The organism is Marinomonas sp. ATLA20 (genome assembly GCF_057180105.1).
On sequence record NZ_JBXUKU010000002.1, the window covers coordinates 376,299 to 395,293 of the forward strand.

Annotated in this window: 18 protein-coding genes and 1 tRNA gene; 17 read left to right on the forward strand and 2 right to left on the reverse strand. The window is 43.0% G+C overall.

Annotated elements, in window-relative coordinates:
* Nucleotides 1-25 precede the first annotated feature (25 nt).
* The 13 genes from folP (at nucleotide 26) to AC2A4J_RS06205 (ending at nucleotide 13,206) form a co-directional block, all read left to right on the forward strand.
* Nucleotides 26-868, forward strand: coding sequence for a dihydropteroate synthase (folP, locus tag AC2A4J_RS06145; RefSeq protein ID WP_484175334.1), 843 nt, complete (start codon nucleotides 26-28; stop codon nucleotides 866-868).
* A complete protein-coding gene (gene glmM, locus AC2A4J_RS06150) occupies nucleotides 861-2,207 on the forward strand; it encodes a phosphoglucosamine mutase (RefSeq protein WP_255826279.1) in 1,347 nt (448 codons plus the stop codon). Before folP ends, glmM begins: the two co-directional genes overlap by 8 nt.
* Nucleotides 2,208-2,296: 89 nt before the next feature.
* Nucleotides 2,297-3,046, forward strand: a complete 750-nt coding sequence (gene tpiA, locus AC2A4J_RS06155) for a triose-phosphate isomerase (RefSeq protein ID WP_484175335.1) — start codon at nucleotides 2,297-2,299, stop codon at nucleotides 3,044-3,046.
* Nucleotides 3,047-3,049: 3 nt separating this feature from the next.
* Entirely contained in the window at nucleotides 3,050-3,403 is a 354-nt protein-coding gene (secG, locus tag AC2A4J_RS06160; RefSeq protein ID WP_484175336.1) for a preprotein translocase subunit SecG, read from the forward strand.
* A 51-nt stretch (nucleotides 3,404-3,454) separates the two neighbouring features.
* A tRNA-Leu gene (locus AC2A4J_RS06165) sits at nucleotides 3,455-3,540 on the forward strand.
* Nucleotides 3,541-3,868: 328 nt separating this feature from the next.
* Nucleotides 3,869-4,330, forward strand: a complete 462-nt coding sequence (rimP, locus tag AC2A4J_RS06170) for a ribosome maturation factor RimP (protein ID WP_255826275.1) — start codon at nucleotides 3,869-3,871, stop codon at nucleotides 4,328-4,330.
* A gap of 28 nt (nucleotides 4,331-4,358) precedes the next feature.
* Nucleotides 4,359-5,849 (forward strand): transcription termination factor NusA, encoded by a 1,491-nt coding sequence (nusA, locus tag AC2A4J_RS06175; RefSeq protein ID WP_255826273.1) that lies wholly within the window; start codon nucleotides 4,359-4,361, stop codon nucleotides 5,847-5,849.
* A gap of 26 nt (nucleotides 5,850-5,875) precedes the next feature.
* The gene (gene infB, locus AC2A4J_RS06180) at nucleotides 5,876-8,449 is read left to right on the forward strand and encodes a translation initiation factor IF-2 (RefSeq protein WP_255826271.1); all 2,574 of its coding nucleotides are present in this window, start codon (nucleotides 5,876-5,878) and stop codon (nucleotides 8,447-8,449) included.
* Between the two features lie 12 nt (nucleotides 8,450-8,461).
* The gene (gene rbfA, locus AC2A4J_RS06185; RefSeq protein ID WP_012068746.1) at nucleotides 8,462-8,851 is read left to right on the forward strand and encodes a 30S ribosome-binding factor RbfA; all 390 of its coding nucleotides are present in this window, start codon (nucleotides 8,462-8,464) and stop codon (nucleotides 8,849-8,851) included.
* A gap of 9 nt (nucleotides 8,852-8,860) precedes the next feature.
* Nucleotides 8,861-9,787 (forward strand): tRNA pseudouridine(55) synthase TruB, encoded by a 927-nt coding sequence (truB, locus tag AC2A4J_RS06190; RefSeq protein WP_484175337.1) that lies wholly within the window; start codon nucleotides 8,861-8,863, stop codon nucleotides 9,785-9,787.
* A 111-nt stretch (nucleotides 9,788-9,898) separates the two neighbouring features.
* Nucleotides 9,899-10,168, forward strand: coding sequence for a 30S ribosomal protein S15 (gene rpsO / locus AC2A4J_RS06195; protein ID WP_255826265.1), 270 nt, complete (start codon nucleotides 9,899-9,901; stop codon nucleotides 10,166-10,168).
* A gap of 176 nt (nucleotides 10,169-10,344) precedes the next feature.
* Nucleotides 10,345-12,453 (forward strand): polyribonucleotide nucleotidyltransferase, encoded by a 2,109-nt coding sequence (gene pnp / locus AC2A4J_RS06200; RefSeq protein ID WP_255826263.1) that lies wholly within the window; start codon nucleotides 10,345-10,347, stop codon nucleotides 12,451-12,453.
* A 162-nt stretch (nucleotides 12,454-12,615) separates the two neighbouring features.
* Entirely contained in the window at nucleotides 12,616-13,206 is a 591-nt protein-coding gene (locus AC2A4J_RS06205; protein WP_484175338.1) for an LPP20 family lipoprotein, read from the forward strand.
* A 53-nt stretch (nucleotides 13,207-13,259) separates the two neighbouring features.
* On the opposite strand, the gene AC2A4J_RS06210 is transcribed toward AC2A4J_RS06205, so the two are convergent.
* Nucleotides 13,260-13,670 (reverse strand): acyl-CoA thioesterase, encoded by a 411-nt coding sequence (locus tag AC2A4J_RS06210; RefSeq protein WP_255826259.1) that lies wholly within the window; start codon nucleotides 13,668-13,670, stop codon nucleotides 13,260-13,262.
* Here AC2A4J_RS06210 and AC2A4J_RS06215 point away from each other — a divergent pair.
* The gene (locus tag AC2A4J_RS06215; RefSeq protein WP_255826257.1) at nucleotides 13,669-14,700 is read left to right on the forward strand and encodes a DUF3080 family protein; all 1,032 of its coding nucleotides are present in this window, start codon (nucleotides 13,669-13,671) and stop codon (nucleotides 14,698-14,700) included. The genes AC2A4J_RS06210 and AC2A4J_RS06215 overlap by 2 nt on opposite strands.
* A 10-nt stretch (nucleotides 14,701-14,710) precedes the next feature.
* Here the strand turns inward: AC2A4J_RS06215 and AC2A4J_RS06220 are convergent, their stop codons facing one another.
* The gene (locus AC2A4J_RS06220) at nucleotides 14,711-15,034 is read right to left on the reverse strand and encodes a hypothetical protein (protein WP_255826255.1); all 324 of its coding nucleotides are present in this window, start codon (nucleotides 15,032-15,034) and stop codon (nucleotides 14,711-14,713) included.
* Between the two features lie 318 nt (nucleotides 15,035-15,352).
* Between AC2A4J_RS06220 and AC2A4J_RS06225 the strand changes: the two genes are divergently transcribed.
* From AC2A4J_RS06225 to zwf, 3 genes are all read left to right on the forward strand, one after another.
* The gene (locus AC2A4J_RS06225; protein ID WP_255826253.1) at nucleotides 15,353-16,417 is read left to right on the forward strand and encodes a sensor domain-containing diguanylate cyclase; all 1,065 of its coding nucleotides are present in this window, start codon (nucleotides 15,353-15,355) and stop codon (nucleotides 16,415-16,417) included.
* 103 nt (nucleotides 16,418-16,520) lie between these two features.
* On the forward strand, nucleotides 16,521-17,495 hold the full coding sequence (glk, locus tag AC2A4J_RS06230) for a glucokinase (RefSeq protein WP_255826251.1): 975 nt from the start codon (nucleotides 16,521-16,523) through the stop codon (nucleotides 17,493-17,495).
* 19 nt (nucleotides 17,496-17,514) lie between these two features.
* A complete protein-coding gene (zwf, locus tag AC2A4J_RS06235; RefSeq protein ID WP_255826249.1) occupies nucleotides 17,515-18,990 on the forward strand; it encodes a glucose-6-phosphate dehydrogenase in 1,476 nt (491 codons plus the stop codon).
* The last annotated feature ends 5 nt before the right edge of the window (nucleotides 18,991-18,995 follow it).

An 18,995-nucleotide genomic window follows, 5' to 3' on the forward strand; every position in this document is an offset into this window, starting at 1 on the left:
TATTAACTACTGATATGGTTTTTTAATGTCGTTAATACCTTTTGGGGACAAGTCGCTAGACTTGTCCCTTCCTCATGTTATGGGGATACTAAATGTTACGCCGGATTCTTTTTCTGATGGTGGTGCTTTTAATTCCTTGGATTCTGCTTTGCGCCAGTCTGAAAGGATGATTCAGGAAGGTGCTAGTATTATTGATGTTGGCGGAGAGTCAACTCGTCCTGGTGCTGCCCCTGTTTCTACTCAGCAGGAGTTGGATCGTGTTTTGCCTATTGTTGAGGCCATAAAAAAACGCTTCGACACCGTTGTGTCTGTAGATACTAGTACGAAAGAGGTGATTCGGGGTGCAGCTCATTTGGGTATGGGGTTGATAAATGATGTTAGGGCACTTGAACGTGAAGGCGCTTTGCAGGCGGCGGCTGAAGCTGAGTTGCCTATTTGCCTGATGCATATGAAAGGTATGCCACAGACGATGCAGGATCGACCGGATTATGTGTCGGTGGTGGATGATGTGGTTAGTTACTTGATGTCTAGGGTTGAAGAGTGTGAGTTGGTGGGTATTCCTCGATCTCGCCTTATTTTGGATCCTGGTATCGGATTTGGAAAAACGCTGGCTCATAATTTGTCATTGCTTAAGCATACTGAGATATTTACCGGTATGGGTTTTGACGTTCTTATCGGTCTTTCGAGAAAGACTATGATAGGAGAAGCTTTGGGTTTACCAGTTGAAGAGCGTTTGTATGGCACTATGGGAGCAAATGCTTCTGCTTATTCAAAAGGTGCTCGTATTTTTAGAGTTCATGATGTTAAGCCGCATGTTGAAATGCTGGCGTTGATGTCTCGTATTGAGAGAGAGAGATTTAATGCGTAAATATTTTGGTACAGATGGAATTCGTGGAAAAGTCGGTACGACGCCAATTACGCCAGAGTTTATGCTGAAGCTTGGTTGGGCTGCTGGTCAAGTTTTTAAAGAAAACGATAAAAAAATCCTGATAGGCAAGGATACTCGTATTTCTGGTTATATGTTTGAGTCTGCCCTTGAGTCTGGCATTGTTGCTGCGGGTGCTGACGTGCGTTTGGTTGGTCCTATGCCAACACCTGCAATCGCGTATCTTACTCGAACTTTTCGGGCGAGTGCGGGCATTGTTATCAGTGCGTCTCATAATCCTTATACAGATAATGGGATTAAATTCTTCTCTGCAGAGGGTGGTAAAATTTCTGATGAGATAGAAGAGCGAATTGAGTATTTTCTAGAGCAGCCGATGGTGGTTGTTGAGTCTAGTCTTATTGGTCGTGCTAAGCGTATTGATGATGCAGCTGGGCGCTACATAGAATATTGTAAAGGTACATTCCCTATTGGTTTGCAGTTAAGCGGCCTGAAAATCGTTGTAGACTGTGCTGACGGTGCGACTTATCACGTTGCTCCTAGAGTTTTTTCCGAGCTGGGGGCAGAAGTTATTTCTATTGGTGCTAACCCTGATGGTTTGAATATCAATGAGTTTAGCGGTGCGACTAAGCCTGAATTGTTATGTAAGAATGTTTTGGCCGAAGAAGCTGATCTTGGTATTGCTCTAGATGGTGATGGGGATCGATTAATACTGGTTGATCGTCACGGTGTGGTGCGTGATGGTGATGATATTCTGTATATTATTGCTAATCATCTGATGCGCACTGGGCGTTTTAGTGGTGGTGTTGTTGGTACTTTGATGAGTAACTTTGGCTTGGAGTTAGCTTTCTCAGAAACGGGGATTGGCTTTAGTCGTGCCGCGGTCGGAGATCGTTATGTGAACGAAAAACTTATGCAGCATGGTTGGGTGTTGGGTGGCGAGCCATCAGGGCATATTGTTTGTCGCTCAATTACTACCACAGGTGACGGTATTATTGCGGCACTTCAAGTATTGCGGGCTATGGTTGAAGAAGGTAAGGCTCTTGATGAGCTTTTAGTTGGCTTGGTGAAGTTTCCGCAAAAACTAAAAAATATCCGTGTTGCTAAGCGTTTTGTTCCAAATGAAGAGCCAGCTTTGCAAAAAGCGATTGCTATCGCAAATGAGCGTTTGAACGGCCTTGGCAGGGTTTTGCTTCGAGCGTCCGGTACAGAACCTTTGATTAGGGTAATGGTTGAAGGTCGAGATAGTGATACCGTAGATGAGCTTGTTGAATATTTGGTTGAAGAGGTTAACTCTGTTGTTTCTTCTAAAACGGATGCATAAAACGAATTTTATGTGTTGATTGATAATAAATACTTGAAACCATAGCGCCCATTCCATAGAATGGGCGCCTCGAATTTAGGGGTTAGAATATGATTCGTCAGAAAATAGTAGCTGGTAACTGGAAAATGAATGGCTCTAAAGAGTCTATTGTTTCACTGATTAACGGCCTGCTTGAGATGGATAATTCTAACTCTGAAGTGGTTGTTGCTCCATCTTTTCCCTATTTGTCACAAGTTAACGATTTAACATCTGACAGCAGTATCGTTTTAGCTGCGCAGAATGTGAGTCAAGAAGTGAAAGGCGCTTATACAGGAGAGGTCTCCACTTCGATGTTAGGTGACTTTGGGGTTAAGTATGTATTGCTTGGTCATTCAGAGAGACGTTCTCTCTATGGCGAAACAAATGAGCTTGTCGCTTCTAAAGTAAAAGCGGTTTTGGAATTTGGTCTGACTCCCATGTTGTGTATCGGTGAAACATTGGCTGAACGTGAGTCAAACAAAACCCTAGAAGTCTGCGAGCAGCAACTTCAGGCTGTTATTGATGTTGTCGGTATTGACTCATTTGAGCATATGGTTATTGCTTATGAGCCAGTATGGGCAATAGGAACTGGTTTGTCTGCAAGTGCAGAGCAGGCGCAAGACGTTCATAAAGCTATTCGGGCCTTTTTGGCCAAAACATCGGAGTCTGTTTCTCAAAAGGTACAGATTTTGTATGGTGGAAGTGTTAAAGCATCAACCAGCTCGGCTTTGTTTCAAATGCCTGATGTAGATGGTGCTCTTGTTGGTGGTGCATCTCTTGATGCAGAAGAATTTATCGCGATTGTAAAAACAGCAGGTTAATTAATGGAAGCACTAATTTTAGTTTTGCATGTACTGGCGGCGGTTCTGATTATCGCGTTGGTTTTGTTGCAGCAAGGCAAAGGTGCGGACGCTGGCGCCTCTTTTGGTGGTGGTGCGTCCCAGACGGTATTTGGTAGTCAAGGTGGTGGTAGTTTCTTCGGAAAAATGACTGCTGTATTTGCTTTGGTATTCTTTTTGACTAGTTTCGGATTGGCTTATTTTGCCAGCGAACAAGCGAAAAGTGTTTCAGGTGCGCTTGATTTTATTCCTTCAGCTCCTCAGGTTGATGAAACGGTAGGTTTGCCAGAATTGGGTGATAAGAAGAAGACATCATCTGATCTACCTGTAACTGAATAATATTTGGTTGTATTTGTTATAAAGTGTTTGTGTTAATGATTAAGTGAACTTGCGGATGTGGCGGAATTGGTAGACGCGCCACCTTGAGGGGGTGGTGAGCTATGCTCGTGGGGGTTCGAGTCCCCCCATCCGCACCAATCTTGAATTGATGTCGTGTTTTGTGTATGATGTCGAGATATTGATGCAGGGCAATCTGGTTTGTCGAGATTTGAGTCTCTTTTTTAAGATATTCTTCTCATGGTTTTCCTAGTTTAGGTATCCGCACCAGTTTGTTCTTAGTGTTTAGTGTCAGGATTGACGACCTTCCTTAGGAAGGATGCTCTCTCAGTTTTATTTGAGCAGAGTGCTGAGAACCCCTATATGGGGTTTTTTGTTATCTGTACTGTGACTGTTAATAAATGGAAATGGGCCTAGAGCCCGTTTTTTGTTTCTGCGTTTTACAAAATTGGTTTTCGGAGAAAACGATTGTCAGCAAAATATACGATTTTAGAAGAACTTATTCGACCAGTCGTTGAGGGTTTAGGGTTTGAGTTTTGGGGTATGGAATACTTATCTTTAGGTAAGGATTCTGTGCTTCGTATTTACATTGAAACGGATGATGAAAAAGGGATTGATGTAGAAGATTGCGCCCGTGTTAGCCGTCAAGCTAGTTCTATTCTAGATGTTGAGGACCCAATTACAGGGGAGTACAACCTAGAAGTATCGTCACCAGGTTTAGATCGGCCTTTATTCAGTTTGGCTCAGTATCAGGCTTATATCGGTTCTATTGTTTCTTTGCGTTTACGTGTGCCTTTCGATGGGCGTCGCAAATTTAAAGGGCAACTAATGGGGATCGAAAGCGAAGATATTGTTATTCGCGTAGATCAAGAAGAATACTTATTGCCTATTGATTTGATCGATAAGGCAAATGTTGTTCCACAATTTTAAAAATTAACCTTGAAGAGAGGCTAAAAGGATGAGCAAAGAAATTCTTTTGGTAGTAGAAGCCGTTTCCAACGAGAAAGATGTTCCGAAACAAGTTATTTTCGAAGCCGTTGAGATTGCTTTAGCTAGTGCTGCCAAACGCCGTTTTGAAGAAGATGCATTAATTCGTGTCTCTATTGATCAGCGTACAGGTGATTATAAAACTTACCGTCAATGGCATATTGTTGCAGATGAAGATTATTCTGCTCCAGCATTTGAGTTAACAATTGATGATTCTGAAGAACAAAATCTTGGCGTGCCTATCGGCGAGATTTACGAAGAAGAAGTTGAGTCTGAAGTTTTCGGCCGTATTGCTGCTCAAACAGCAAAACAAGTTATCGTACAAAAAGTACGCGAAGCTGAGCGTGCTAAAATGGTCGCTTTGTATTCTGAGAAAGTCGGCAGGCTGGTTCATGGTCAAGTTAAAAAAGTGACTCGTGATAGCTTGATCATTGATCTTGGCGAAAATGCGGAAGCGTCATTGCCAAAAGATCAATTGATTGCCCGTGAAAGCTTCAGAATGAATGATCGCATTCGTGCTTTGTTGCTTGAAATTCGCGATGACAGCCGTGGCGCTCAGTTGATTCTTTCCCGTAATGATCCAGCATTCATGATTGAGCTATTCCGTCTTGAAGTGCCAGAGATTTCTGAAGAAGTTATTGAAATTCGTGGTGCTGCTCGTGATCCAGGTTTACGTGCAAAAATTGCCGTAAAAACAAACGATCGCCGTATTGATCCAATTGGTGCTTGTGTTGGAATGCGTGGAGCACGAGTTCAAGCAGTTTCAAATGAAATGAATGGTGAGCGTGTTGATATCGTACTTTGGGATGATAATCCTGCTCAGTTAGTAATCAATGCAATGGCGCCAGCAGAAGTGGATTCGATTGTTATTGATGAAGACGCACATTCTATGGATGTGGCTGTTAAGAGTGATAATTTAGCGCAAGCTATTGGCCGAAATGGTCAAAACGTTCGTTTGGCGTCTACTTTGACTGGTTGGTCTTTGAATGTAATGACCAGCGAAGATGCAGAAGCTAAACAGCAAGAAGAATCGCAAAAGCTGATTGATATCTTCGTTACTGGATTAGATATCGATGATGATTTGGCGATCCAGATGGTTGATGAGGGATTCACTTCTTTAGAAGAAGTCGCTTATATCCCAATGGAAGAAATGTTAGACATCGATGGATTTGATGAAGATTTAGTAAACGAGCTACGTTCACGTGCAAAAGAGGCCTTGCTGAATCAAGCGCTCCAGGCTGAAGAGCAATTAGATGGTGCCAAACCTGCTGCCGACTTATTGGCGATGGATGGAATGGATAATCACCTTGCTTTGGTTCTTGCTTCTATGGGTGTTATCACTATGGAAGACTTGGCTGAACAATCGGTTGATGAATTGCTTGACGTTGAAGGTATGACTGAAGAGCGTGCAGGTCGTCTTATTCTGACTGCTCGCGCACCTTGGTTTACTGAATCTGAATAAAATCTGAGTACATAAGGGGGAACTTAATGACAGTTCAAACCGTAAAGATACTATCCGAGCTGGTAAATACACCAGTCGATAAGCTACTAGCTCAGATGAAAGACGCTGGCCTACCTCAAACGAGTGCAAGCCAAGAAGTCTCTGAAGTTGAAAAGCAAACGCTATTGAATTATTTAAAGCGTCAACATGGTGAAGAGGGCGAGAATAGCCAGCGAATTACTTTGCAGCGCAAGACAACAAGTACCTTGTCTCGTGGTGATGGCGGAAAAGCTGTCAATGTTGCTGTTAAGAAAAAGCGCACCTATGTTAAGCGTGATGATGTAGATGAAGAAGCTCAGAAGCAGGAAGAGTTGGCAAAACGTCTTGCAGAAGAGCAAGAGCGTTTAGCAGAAGAGAAAGCGCGTCTTGAGTTAGAGCGTAAGCAAGAAGAAGAGAAGGCGGCCAAAGCGAAGGCTGAAGCCGAAGAAAAAGCGCGTCAAGAAGCAGCGGTGAAAACCGTCGTAGCGGATGCTGGCGCGGTCAATGATACGGAGCAGAATGTTTCCGATACAGGAGCGGCAGAACCCGTGGAATCACCGAAGCAGCCTAAAGCAGCGAAAAAAGTGTCTCAACCAGCAATGGATAGTAAAAAGCCTACTGTTGCTCCTAAGGGCAAAAAAGGCCCAGTTAGACACGATAATGACAAAGATAAAGACAAACCTCGTGGTCGCGTGAATCCAGACAATAAGCGTACTTCACGTGTCAATGTGAATGACGAAGATGAATTTACTCGTCGTGGTAAATTAGGTCGTAAGAATAAGAAGCCATCTAAACAAGAGCATGGTTTCCAAAAACCGACGGCGAAAATGATCCACGAAGTGGCATTGCCAGAAAGCATCACGGTTGCTGACCTTGCTGAAAGAATGGCTGTGAAAGGCGCTGAAGTTATAAAAATCATGTTTAAAATGGGCGCGATGGCGACTATTAACCAAACAATTGATCGTGATACAGCAACCTTAGTTGTTGAAGAAATGGGTCATACTGTTAAGTTTATCGACGAGAATGCAGTCGAGAATGACATGATCGAAGCCATTGACTACGAAGGTGAATCGATTAAACGCGCACCTGTAGTCACTGTAATGGGTCACGTTGACCATGGTAAAACATCATTACTTGATTACATTCGTACTACTCGTGTTGCCGCGGGCGAGTCAGGTGGTATCACTCAGCACATTGGTGCTTATCATGTTGAAACACCTCATGGCATGGTTAGTTTCTTGGATACGCCTGGACACGCCGCGTTTACGTCTATGCGTGCTCGTGGTGCTAAAGCTACGGATATCGTTATCCTAGTTTGTGCTGCTGATGACGGTGTGATGCCGCAAACAATTGAAGCGATTCAGCACGCACGTGCTGGTAATGTTCCAATGGTTGTTGCCATCACCAAGATTGATAAAGAAGGTGCAGATATAGATCGTGTTAAAAACGAACTAGTTGCACAAGAAGTTGTGCCGGAAGAATGGGGCGGTGACGTTCAGTTTGTTGGTGTTTCTGCCAAATCTGGTGAAGGTATCGAAGAGCTACTAGAAGCGATTCTTTTGCAATCAGAAGTGCTTGAGCTTACCGCTGTGCCTAGTGCTCCTGGTAAAGGTGTTGTGGTTGAGGCTCGTCTTGATCGTGGTCGCGGTTCGGTTGCAACCTTGCTTGTTCAAAATGGTACCTTGAAAAAAGGTGACATTGTGTTGGCCGGTCTGCAAATGGGTCGTGTACGTGCTTTGTTAGATGAAACAGGTAAGGCAATTAACTCTGCTGGTCCTTCTATTCCTGTTGAGATTCTTGGTCTTGATGGAACGCCTGAAGCGGGAGAAGAATTCATCGTTGTTGCTGATGAGCGTAAAGCCCGTGAAGTAGCAAACTTCCGCCAAGGTAAGTACCGCGAAGTGCGCTTTGCTCGTCAACATTCTGCTAAATTGGAGAATTTATTCTCTGAAATGGGCAAAGACGAAGTTCGTACATTGAATGTGGTTCTTAAGGCAGACGTTCGTGGCTCTCTTGAAGCATTGATCAAGTCTTTGACTGATCTGAACACTGACGAAGTAAAAGTGAATGTCGTCTCTAGCGGCGTTGGTGGTATCACTGAAACGGATGCGACTTTGGCTTTGGCTTCTGATGCCGTGATTTTTGGTTTCAATGTGCGTGCCGACAACTCTGCTAAGCAGTTTATTGAGCGTGAAAGCATCGATCTTCGTTACTACAGTATTATCTACAACATTATCGATGATGTTAAATCTGCATTGTCTGGCATGTTGTCTCCAGATCTTCGTGAGGATATCAAAGGTACTGCAGAAGTACGTGATGTGTTCCGTTCACCTAAGTTTGGTTTGATTGCCGGCTGTATGGTTATCGAAGGTACGGTTTACCGTAACAAGCAAATTCGTGTATTGCGTGATGATGTTGTTATTTACGAAGGTGAACTTGAGTCTCTTCGTCGTTTCAAAGATGCGGTTAATGACGTTAGCCGTGGTATGGAATGTGGTATCGGCGTGAAGAACTACAACGATGTGAAAGTAGGCGATAAGATCGAGGTTTTTGAAACCGTCGAAGTAGCGCGTACGCTTTAATAGGGCAAGATCATGGCAGGCGAATTTAGTCGTACTAGTCGGATTGGTGACCAGCTCCAAAAGGAGCTGGCGTCCTTGATCCAGTTTGAAGTAAAAGATCCGCGTTTAGGATTAGTTACTGTCAACGAAGTGCGTGTAGCAAAAGATTTAGGCTATGCGGATATTTATTACACCGTATTGGGTAAAGATGACCAGCCAGAAGTATTGGCTGAGAACCAGGCTGCACTTGATAGTGCAAAAGGGTTCTTGCGTCGTCGTTTAGCACAAGAAGTAAAACTTCGTGTTATGCCGCATTTGCGTTTTCATTATGACCAGAGTGTTGTAAATGGTTCACGCATGTCCGCTCTGATTGATGAAGCAATTCGTGATGATGAGACAAAAAACGGTAACGAAGACGAGTAATAATTTCGTATGGTTAAAGCAAAATGGCGTTCAGTGGACGGTATCGTTCTACTGAACAAGCCGATAGGTTTGAGTTCGAACCAAGCGTTGCAGCGTGTCCGTCGCCTTTATCAGGCAGCAAAAGCTGGGCATACTGGGGCGCTTGACCCTTTGGCAACAGGAATGTTGCCATTGTGTCTCGGAGAAGCAACGAAATTTTCTCAATATTTGTTAGATGCAAATAAGCGCTATTTAACCTGCATCCAGTTGGGAAAAAGAACCACAACCGGTGATCGTGAAGGTGAGGTCTTAACTGAAGACTTAATTCCAGCACTTTCAGATGAGTGTCTAGAAGGCATTCTAGACGGATTTCGTGGTGACATTGAGCAAATTCCTCCCATGTATTCTGCGTTAAAACACGAAGGTAAACCTTTGTATGAATATGCTCGTCAGGGCATCGTTATAGAAAGGAAGCGCCGTAGCGTGACTATTTCAAATCTAACCCTTGTTTCAAGAACGGAAGATACACTGACGCTTGATATTCAGTGTTCTAAAGGTACTTATATTCGAACCATTGGTGAGGATATTGGTGAGGCGTTAGGTTGTGGTGCGCATCTTCACTCATTACATCGAATTTCGACGGCAGGATACTTACCGGAGAATATGATGACGTTAGAAGAGTTTGAAGCCATTGCTGAGCAGGGTTATGAGGCATTAGATTCTCATTTGATCTCTATGGATACCGCGGTGGAGCATTTCGCTAAGGTAGATTTACCTGAGACAGATACAAAGGATATGATGTTTGGTCGAACCATTCCGAGCCCTGTTTCATTAGAGCATGAAACCGTGGTGAGAATGTACGATCAGGGAGCGCAGCGTTTCTTGGGGCTCGGGCAAATTAAAGGTGCGTTTATTCGACCTTATCGATTGGTAAATACTAGCGAGTTCTCTTTATAAATAGCAGTGAGTTCTGCTAAAAAGAGTGTTAAACTTGTCAGCTTAGGATGACTGAAAATATGCTCGGCTATCCTTTACTTTTAATAGCATATTAATTTGGAGATTAAGATTATGGCATTGTCTGCAGAATCAAAAGCAGCGTTGGTAAAAGAGTTTCAAGTAGCGGAAGGTGACACTGGTTCTCCTGAAGTTCAAGTAGCATTGTTGACTAAGAACATTGAAGGTCTTCAAGGTCACTTTAAAGCTCATATCCACGACCATCATTCTCGTCGCGGTCTAATCCGTATGGTAAACCAGCGTCGTAAGTTGTTGGATTACCTTAAGCGTAAAGATGCAACTCGCTACACTAGTTTGATCAAAAAACTAGGTCTGCGTCGCTAAGACTGAGAAAGGGCCATAAGTGATTATGGCCCTTTTTTTATTGGTCTCCCAAGGGACAGCCTGTACTTCATATGCACTTTTCTTTTCTTTGATGAAAAAGTAAAAAGAGTCCATATGAGTACTGGCTTAAAAAGAGGTCTTTGGGAGAAGAATTTTTTTTAATAAAAGGAATACGTGTGAGTATTACTACTAAAACTTTTCAGTTCGGTAACGATACCGTAACGCTAGAAACAGGCCGCATTGCTCGTCAAGCAACAGGTGCTGTTCTTTGTACAATTGGTGATGCACAAGTACTTGCTACTGTTGTGGGTGCTAAATCAGCGAAACCTGGTCAAGACTTCTTCCCATTATCTGTTCATTATCAAGAGCGTGCTTACGCTGTTGGTAAAATTCCAGGTGGTTTCCTAAAACGTGAAGGCCGTCCTTCTGAAAAAGAAACGTTAACTTCTCGTTTGATCGACCGTCCAATTCGTCCATTGTTTCCTAAGGGATTCATGAACGAAGTTCAGGTTGTTTGTACAGTAATGTCTACTAACACTAATTTAGACGCTGATATTGCGGCTATGTTAGCAACATCTGCAGCATTGACTATTTCTGGTATCCCATTCAATGGTCCTATCGGTGCAGCTCGTGTTGGTTTTAACGACGAGTCTGGTTACGTTCTTAACCCAAGCTATTCTGATCTAGATGGTTCTTTGCTAGACATGGTTGTAGCGGGTACGAAAGACGCAGTATTGATGGTTGAGTCTGAAGCGCAAGAGCTTACAGAAGACGAAATGCTAGGTGCTGTTCTTTATGCTCATAAAGAAATGCAATCAGCTATCTCTGCTATTACTGAATTCGCAGCTGAGTGCGCTAAGCCTCGCTGGGATTGGGTTGCTGATACAGCAAACGTTTCTTTGACTGATGCACTTCAGTCTGGTTACGCAGCTCAAATCGAAGAAGCATACGGCATCAGTGAAAAAATGGCTCGTTACGCTCAACTAGGTGTTGTTCGTAATGCTGCTGTTGCGGCGCTTGTTACTGAAGAAGGCGAGTTCTCTGAAGCAGATGTTACAGGTGCTTTCTCCAAACTTGAAAAACGCATCGTTCGTCGTCGTGTTATCGATGGCAAACCTCGTATTGATGGTCGTGACAACAAAACTGTTCGTCCAATTGACGTAGAAGTGGGTTTGCTAAGCAAAACTCATGGTTCTGCTTTGTTTACACGTGGTGAGACTCAGGCGATTGCAACTTGTACTCTAGGTACGAGCCGTGACTCACAAATGACTGATGGTTTGACGGGCGAAAGCAAAGACAGCTTCATGCTTCATTATAACTTCCCTCCTTACTCTGTAGGTGAGTGTGGTCGTATGGGTGGTGTTGGTCGTCGTGAAATTGGTCACGGTCGTCTAGCTCGTCGTGGTGTTCAAGCGGTATTGCCTTCTGAAGATGAATTTCCATACACAATTCGTATCGTGTCAGAGATCACTGAATCTAACGGTTCAAGCTCTATGGCGTCTGTTTGTGGTGCGTCTTTGTCTATGATGGATGCGGGTGTTCCTCTGAAAGCACCAGTTGCGGGTATCGCAATGGGTCTTATCAAAGAAGACGACGGCTTTGCTGTATTGACTGATATCTTGGGTGATGAAGATCATCTTGGCGATATGGACTTTAAAGTAGCGGGTACAGCAGAAGGTATCACTGCGCTTCAAATGGACATCAAAATCGAAGGTATCAACGAAGAAATTATGGACATCGCCTTGAGCCAAGCGCTTGAAGCTCGTACGCATATCCTTCGTGAAATGGCGAAAGTTATTGGTTACGCTCGTCCAGAAGTTTCTCCAAATGCGCCTTCTATGGCAACGATCAAAATTGATCCTGAAAAAATCCGTGATGTTATCGGTAAAGGCGGCGCAACAATCCGTTCTATTACTGAGCAGACGGGCGCTTCTATCGATCTAGATGACGATGGTACTGTTCGTATCTACGCTGCAGACAAAGCGGCTTCTGATGCAGCCTTGCTTAAGATTCATGAAATCACTGCAGAAGCAGAAGTGGATAAACTTTACAAAGGTAAAGTTGTTCGCCTAGCTGAGTTTGGTGCATTCGTAAATATCTTGCCGGGTAAAGACGGTTTGGTTCACATCTCTCAAATCGCTGAAGAGCGTATTCGTGCGGTAACCGACTTCCTTTCAGAAGGCCAAGAAGTGATCGTTAAAGTACTAGATGTTGATGCTCGTGGTCGTATCAAGCTTTCTATGAAAGATGTAACTGAAGAAGAAAAAGCAGCTTACACTGAGTAATTACTAGTGTAAATTGATGTAAAAGGGCGCTATTTATAGCGCCTTTTTTTGTTTTTAATAGTCTGAATGGACTAAAATAACAATCATGTTTTTAATGTTTAAGTTATATTTTGCCACTATTTATCTCTTAGTAATTCAGAATCTTAGATAAAGGAAAAAGTCATGACGATGAAAGTTGTAGGTTTATTGGCTGCTAGTATGCTTTTGGCTGCTTGTAGTAAAGATGTGGTGAATACGCCAGTTGCTGCTGTTCCTGATTGTGTTTTTGCGGATGGCTCAAACCAGCCAGCTCCTGATTGGGTGTGTGGTGCTCCTGTTGAAGGTGTAGCTTTGTCTGCCGTAGGGTATAGCGAAAAATCAGCGGCTGGACCTAATTACATGAAGCAAATGGCTTCGACGGCGGCGCGTGTTGAGTTGGCACAAGTGCTTAGTGTTGATTTGCAAAATATGGTTAAGCAGTATGTCGAGACAACGGGCGCTGGCGATGCTGAAACCGTTGACCGTGTAAATAGTGTGGTAACAAAGCAAGTAACTGAGCAAAAGCTGATTGGTTCAAAGGTGGTTCGTCAGATGCCTACGCCTAGCGGTGGTTTGGTTGTTTTGGTAGGTCTAGATCCGGATCAAGCAGGAAAAGTAGCGCAAGATATTTTGCGTACTTCTATGAAAAATGAAGCCGCTTTATTTCAAAAATTAGAAGCTGAAAAAAGCTTTGATGAATTGGCTGCAGAAATAGCTAAGCGTCACGCTCAGTGATTTCGAGTGATGAGTAGTACTTAATGCGAAGTGCTACTCATTACAATCTCTTCTTAAATATTCGTTTCTTCATCAAAGATCGGGGTAGGTTTCTTATTGATATCCACTGCGACGAAGTTGAAGTGTCCGGTTACTGCTTTTGTGCGTTTATCACTATCCAACTGTTCTAGATAAATCGACACTTCTACTTTCAATGATGTTCTGCCAACATGAACCACACGAGCAATTAATTCGACTAAAATACCCGAAGGTATAGGTTGTTTGAAATCGACTTGCTCTGTTGATATGGTCACCATGGTTTTTCTGGCAAAGCGAGTTGCGGCGATGTAGGCAACTTCGTCCATCCACTGCAAAGCAATGCCGCCGAATAGCGTGTCATAATGGTTGGTTGTAGCGGGAAAGACCATCTTTGCGACGCGTGTTTCTGAAATTTCTTCTCGTTTTTGGATAAGTAGCTTGTTCATGTTAAAAAAACCTTTTCTTTCAGTGATTCTATTAGGCGGCATTATACTCGCTGGAGTAGCGGGTTGTGACACGCGTTTTAAAGCAGAAGATGTTTTGTCTGAATATGTAACGGATTTAAATCGTTCGCAATTTGTCTCGCTATCTTCTCCAGCAATGGCTATGCCAATTAGTTTACCTGCCTCTCGTGATCGTCAACAAAGTTTGACCCAATTTGATATTGGTTTATTGGATTTTTTGTCTTTGCAACAGTGTGATGTGGGCATTGTTGCAGGAAGAAAGAACAGTATTCTCGGTAAAGTTATGCCCGACAGTCAGCGCTTTTTATATGAGTTGGACATTATTCGTGCCATTGAGTCGTGTGATATTAATAATGAGTCCTTGTCTAAAGAGCTGAATCAAATAGCACAAAAAAAACGTCTTGAGTTACCCAAGGCGTTTGGTAATGCGCTTTTTAACGGTGCAGAGAGTGAGGCTTTTTTTGGCTTATCCAATGGCTATCTTCCATTAAATTATTCGACGGCCGAGCAGCAAGCATTATTAGATGCTTTAAATCGACTGCTTGATATTGGCGAAAATCTTGCCGATTTGCCACTGATAGACGCGAATGTTTTTGAAGGTGATTTAAAAGTATTAATGGACAGCGAATACGCTGGACGATTGTTGTATTCCCTAGCTCGTATTGCCAGTTATTTGAACCTTGTTGCCAACAAAGTAAGTGCATTGGATGGCGATATTTGTGGTGCTCCAATAACGTACCTTAAGCAACAATTTCAGGCGCATTATGTAGAGGTTATCCAGCCTTATATGGGGCGGATCAATCGTGGAGCTTATCAGGTCTTGCCACTAATGAACCGTTTGTTTGAGATCAGTGAGCCATTGAGTCGTGGTATGAGTGATTTTTCTCATCAATTTTCTTTGTCGGAGTCTGATGGTGTATGGCAGCGTTATCAGCAGGCGTCTCAGTTGCATGCTAAGCAGTGGAGTACTTTGTTTACGAGATGCTCTGTTTCTATTGGAGGAAAGTCTTAGTAGAAAATATTCAGATGCGAGTGTTGATTTGCTGTTCTAGGCTTTCAACAGCATCGTATTGATACGCTGGACCTGGCGCTAAAGGCTCGAAGCTTAACGCTTTTAGTAAGGCGATATTTGCAATCGGATTTTCTCCAATGCTGTGTGAAAATTGCATTGGTCGTGTAATGGCGTGTGGCTGATGAAAGCTTAGTTCATCAGGTGTGTCTATGACAGATGGCCCTGGTTGATTGAATAGGCTCATTAATAAAGCAAAATGCGCATTGCCAGAAACCGGATTGCCCGCTTTACTGCTTTGGGTTACCTGTGTCTCAACAATTTCTCTTATATTCATTAATGTGCCTATTAAATTATCTTCGATAACGCTATCGGCACAAAATGGTTTTTCTTAAAGAAAACAGGTAATTAATTGAACGTGCTCTTTCTAAACTGGTTGCAGTTCTTCAGACTCCATCATTTTGAATGGTATGGAGAGTAAGAGTATTTTAATTGTTATTTTTTGTATGTCAGGCTATCAATTTTTGTTCAACGTATAGCCCAAAGTGTGTAAGCATCGTACTATAATGCATTATAGATCAATTATTTTTCAGGATTTGGCGCTTCTATTAAGAAAAATGAGCCGCTTACACACCAGTGCGGTGAGGCATAATGAATGCATGATATTAACGAACTGATCGACAATGTTAGACGCAATGAAGAGATCGCTCGTAAATTTTTTGAGATAGAGCGCTGCATTCTTTCGATTGGTCGTTGTGATCAGTTCGTTTCTACATTAACTAAAGAAGTACAGAAGCAGTTCAGTGTTCCCTATGTTTGGGTAAACCTAATAAACGAAGCTCCTTTATCTCATTTAATAGAAAGTCTAGAAAAAATGCCAGATCTGCGTGATCGGGTACTTTTTACAAGACGCCGCTCTATGATAGATATCATCAAATCCAGTAATAAAACGGTTTTGGTGAACACTAATTTAAGTCAGTGTTGGGAAATTATCCCCGCGGTTTATCGCGACATTATTTCTTCGGTCGCTATTTCTCCTTTAACAATTGACGGTGAGCTAGTTGGCTTATTTTGTCAGGCGGACTCCGACAGTACGCGTTATGATGCCGCGACAAAAGACACCTTCCTACTGGATCAATTAGCGATAAAAATTTCTATTTGTTTGAGTAACGTGACGGCAAGAGAGAAGCTAGAATACTTGGCAACGCGCGACCCTTTGACTGGCTTGCTTAATCGTCGACAGTTGGAGCTGATGTTGGACCGAGAGTTTGCTCGATCTAAAATGCAGGAGCGCGACCTAACCGTTGTATTTATTGATTGTGATGCATTTAAGTCTATCAATGACACACTAGGTCATAATTGTGGTGACGAAGTATTGGAGTATATAGCGAAGCGATTGCTCAAATACGTTCACAAACAAGGCTTGGCCTTTCGGTTCGCTGGTGATGAATTTGTTTTCGTTATGCCAGGTAAAAACTATGAGCAAGCCATTTTAGTAGCGGAATCTATCCAAGAATATCTGCAATCTAATCCATTAAGGTATAAATCTAACCTTGTACCGATTACTATTAGTTACGGTGGTGCCAGCGTCATGTCTGATTCGCCTAGTAACTATAAGCATTTGCTGAAAGTGGCAGATGAGCGCCTCTATGATTATAAAAATAACCGTAAAAGATTGGTGCCAACGAAAGTCTTTAAGTTTTTAAATAGGCTGAGATGATTTTGTAATTTTATTACATTATGAGGCTTATTTTTTCAAGGCTGCGGTATTTTTCACCTCAATTTTGTTGTAAAATTTCAAAAAAATTAAATAGGGTTCGTCTATGTCCCATGCTTTAATCGCCGATCTTGGTGGCACTAATGCGCGTTTTGCTTTGGTTCCTATCCATCAATATGAGCCTCTAGAAGTTAGAGTGCTTCCTTGTAAAAATTACGATAATTTTTTTGATGCTGCAGCTGACTACATTGAAAATTGCAGTATTTCTATGGATAAAATAGATGCCATTGTTTTGGCGATTGCGGGCCCTATCAATCAGCCAGTGATACAGTTTTCTAATAATCCTTGGAAATTTACTCGTGATGAAGTGCAGTCCTATTTTGGTGATAATAAACCAGTTGCTTTATTAAACGATTTTGATGCCGTTGGACATTGCTTAGAAATCCTTACATCTGAAGATATGGTAGTCATTGGAGAAAGTTCAACAGTCGACCCTAAAGGGGCTTGTTGGGTGGTTGGGGCTGGAACTGGCTTAGGGATATCCTGTGTTGTTCCTCAAGACAATGGGCCTAATATTGTTTTGCCTGGCGAGGGTGGTCATGTTGACTTATCAGCTTGCAATGACATCGAAGACGACATTCTAAAATTTCTTCGGACGCGCCATAAGCGGGTTTCAGCTGAGCGTGTTTTGTCCGGTATGGGGCTTGAAAATATATACGAAGCACTGGCATTGCGAGAAGGGATTGAAAAACGCTTAACCGCCCCTGAGATTGGCGACGCGCTAAAGCTTGGCAATGACCCAATAGCGACTGCCACTTTAGATCAGTTTTTTGTGTTTTTAGGACGAGTGATCGGAGACCTAGTGTTGTCGGTTGAGTCTCGCGGTGGCGTTTATATCGCCGGTGGGATTGTGCCTCGTTATTTAAATGAGATTCTTAAAAGTAATTTCCGTGATGCGATGCAAGACAAAGGTCGTATGGAAGAGTTTGTTTCCCCTATTCCGACTTTTGTTGTTATGTCTGAATACCCAGGGCTGATGGGGTGTGCATGTTATGCGTCCCATCTTGTGTCGAAAGCCTAGATTAGTTGGAGAATAAAGAATGAAGGCCAGTTTAAAAGCCTGTGATGTTGTAATTTTTGGTGGTGGTGGTGATCTTGCGATGCGTAAATTGCTGCCAGCATTGTTCCATTTGGATATGGATGGTTTACTTGCTCCGACGACCCGCATCATTGGTGCTTCGAGACGAGAAGTAAGCACAGAAGAGTACCAAACTAAAATTCGAGCAGCGCTTGATGAGTTCGTACCTGCAAGTATTGGTGATGAGAAAACATGGCCCCGATTCAAAGAGCGTTTAAGCTATGTTTCTGTTGATGCTCAGCAAGAGTCTGACTTCTCTCGCTTGAATGATCATCAAGTTGGTGGTGAGGATCGTGATGTTGTATTTTACCTTGCCACTTCTCCAGACCTATTCGGCTCTATTTGTTCGTCATTAGCGACTCATGGTTTGAATGCGCCTCGTATGCGTGTTGTTTTAGAAAAGCCACTTGGTCGAGATCTTGCGTCTTCTCGTGCGATAAACGATGAAGTAATGAAGAATTTCAACGAGCAACAAGCGTTCCGTATCGATCACTACCTAGGCAAAGAAACGGTACAAAATCTGTTGGCGATTCGCTTTGGTAACACACTTTTCGAACCTTTGTGGGACAGTGCACACATTGATAACGTGCAGATTACCGTATCGGAAACTGTTGGTGTTGAAGGGCGCTGGGGTTATTACGATAAAGCCGGTGCAATGCGTGACATGGTGCAAAACCATTTGATTCAGCTGTTGTGCTTGGTGGCGATGGAGCCTCCTGGTCGAATGGACGCAGACTCTGTCCGAGATGAAAAAATCAAAGTGCTGAAAGCGCTGCGTCCAATTGCGGGTGCAAATGCTTACACTAAAACCGTTCGTGGCCAATATGCGAAAGGTATGATCAAAGGTAAAGATGTTCAAGGTTACTTTGATGAAGAGGGGAGTAACCCTAATTCAAGAACTGAGACATTTGTGGCTTTGCGCGCTGATATTGATAACTGGCGCTGGGCTGGCGTACCTTTCTACCTAAGAACTGGGAAGCGTCTGGGGCAGCGTTATTCTGAGATTGTTATTCAGTATAAAGCGGTTCCACACAGCATCTTTAGTGATGAAAGTAACCGTCAACTTCAGCGTAACCAATTGATTATCCGTCTTCAGCCAGAAGAGAAGATCTCTTTAACTGTGATGAATAAGGTTCCTGGCGTGAGTGAAGGAATGGTTCTTCAACCAGTTGATTTGAACTTGAGTTTGACGGAAGCATTTAACGATAAACGTAGTCCGGAAGCTTATGAGCGTCTATTGCTTGATGTAATGCGCAATGATGCCACTTTGTTCATGCGCTACGATGAAGTAGAAGCGGCTTGGAAGTGGGTGGATGGAATTATGTCTGCTTGGAATCAAACGAGTGAGCGTCCAAAAGAATATGCTTCTGGTTCGTGGGGTCCTGCAGCGTCTATGGCGTTGCCAATTAAAGACGGCCGTAACTGGCACGACTACTAGTCCTT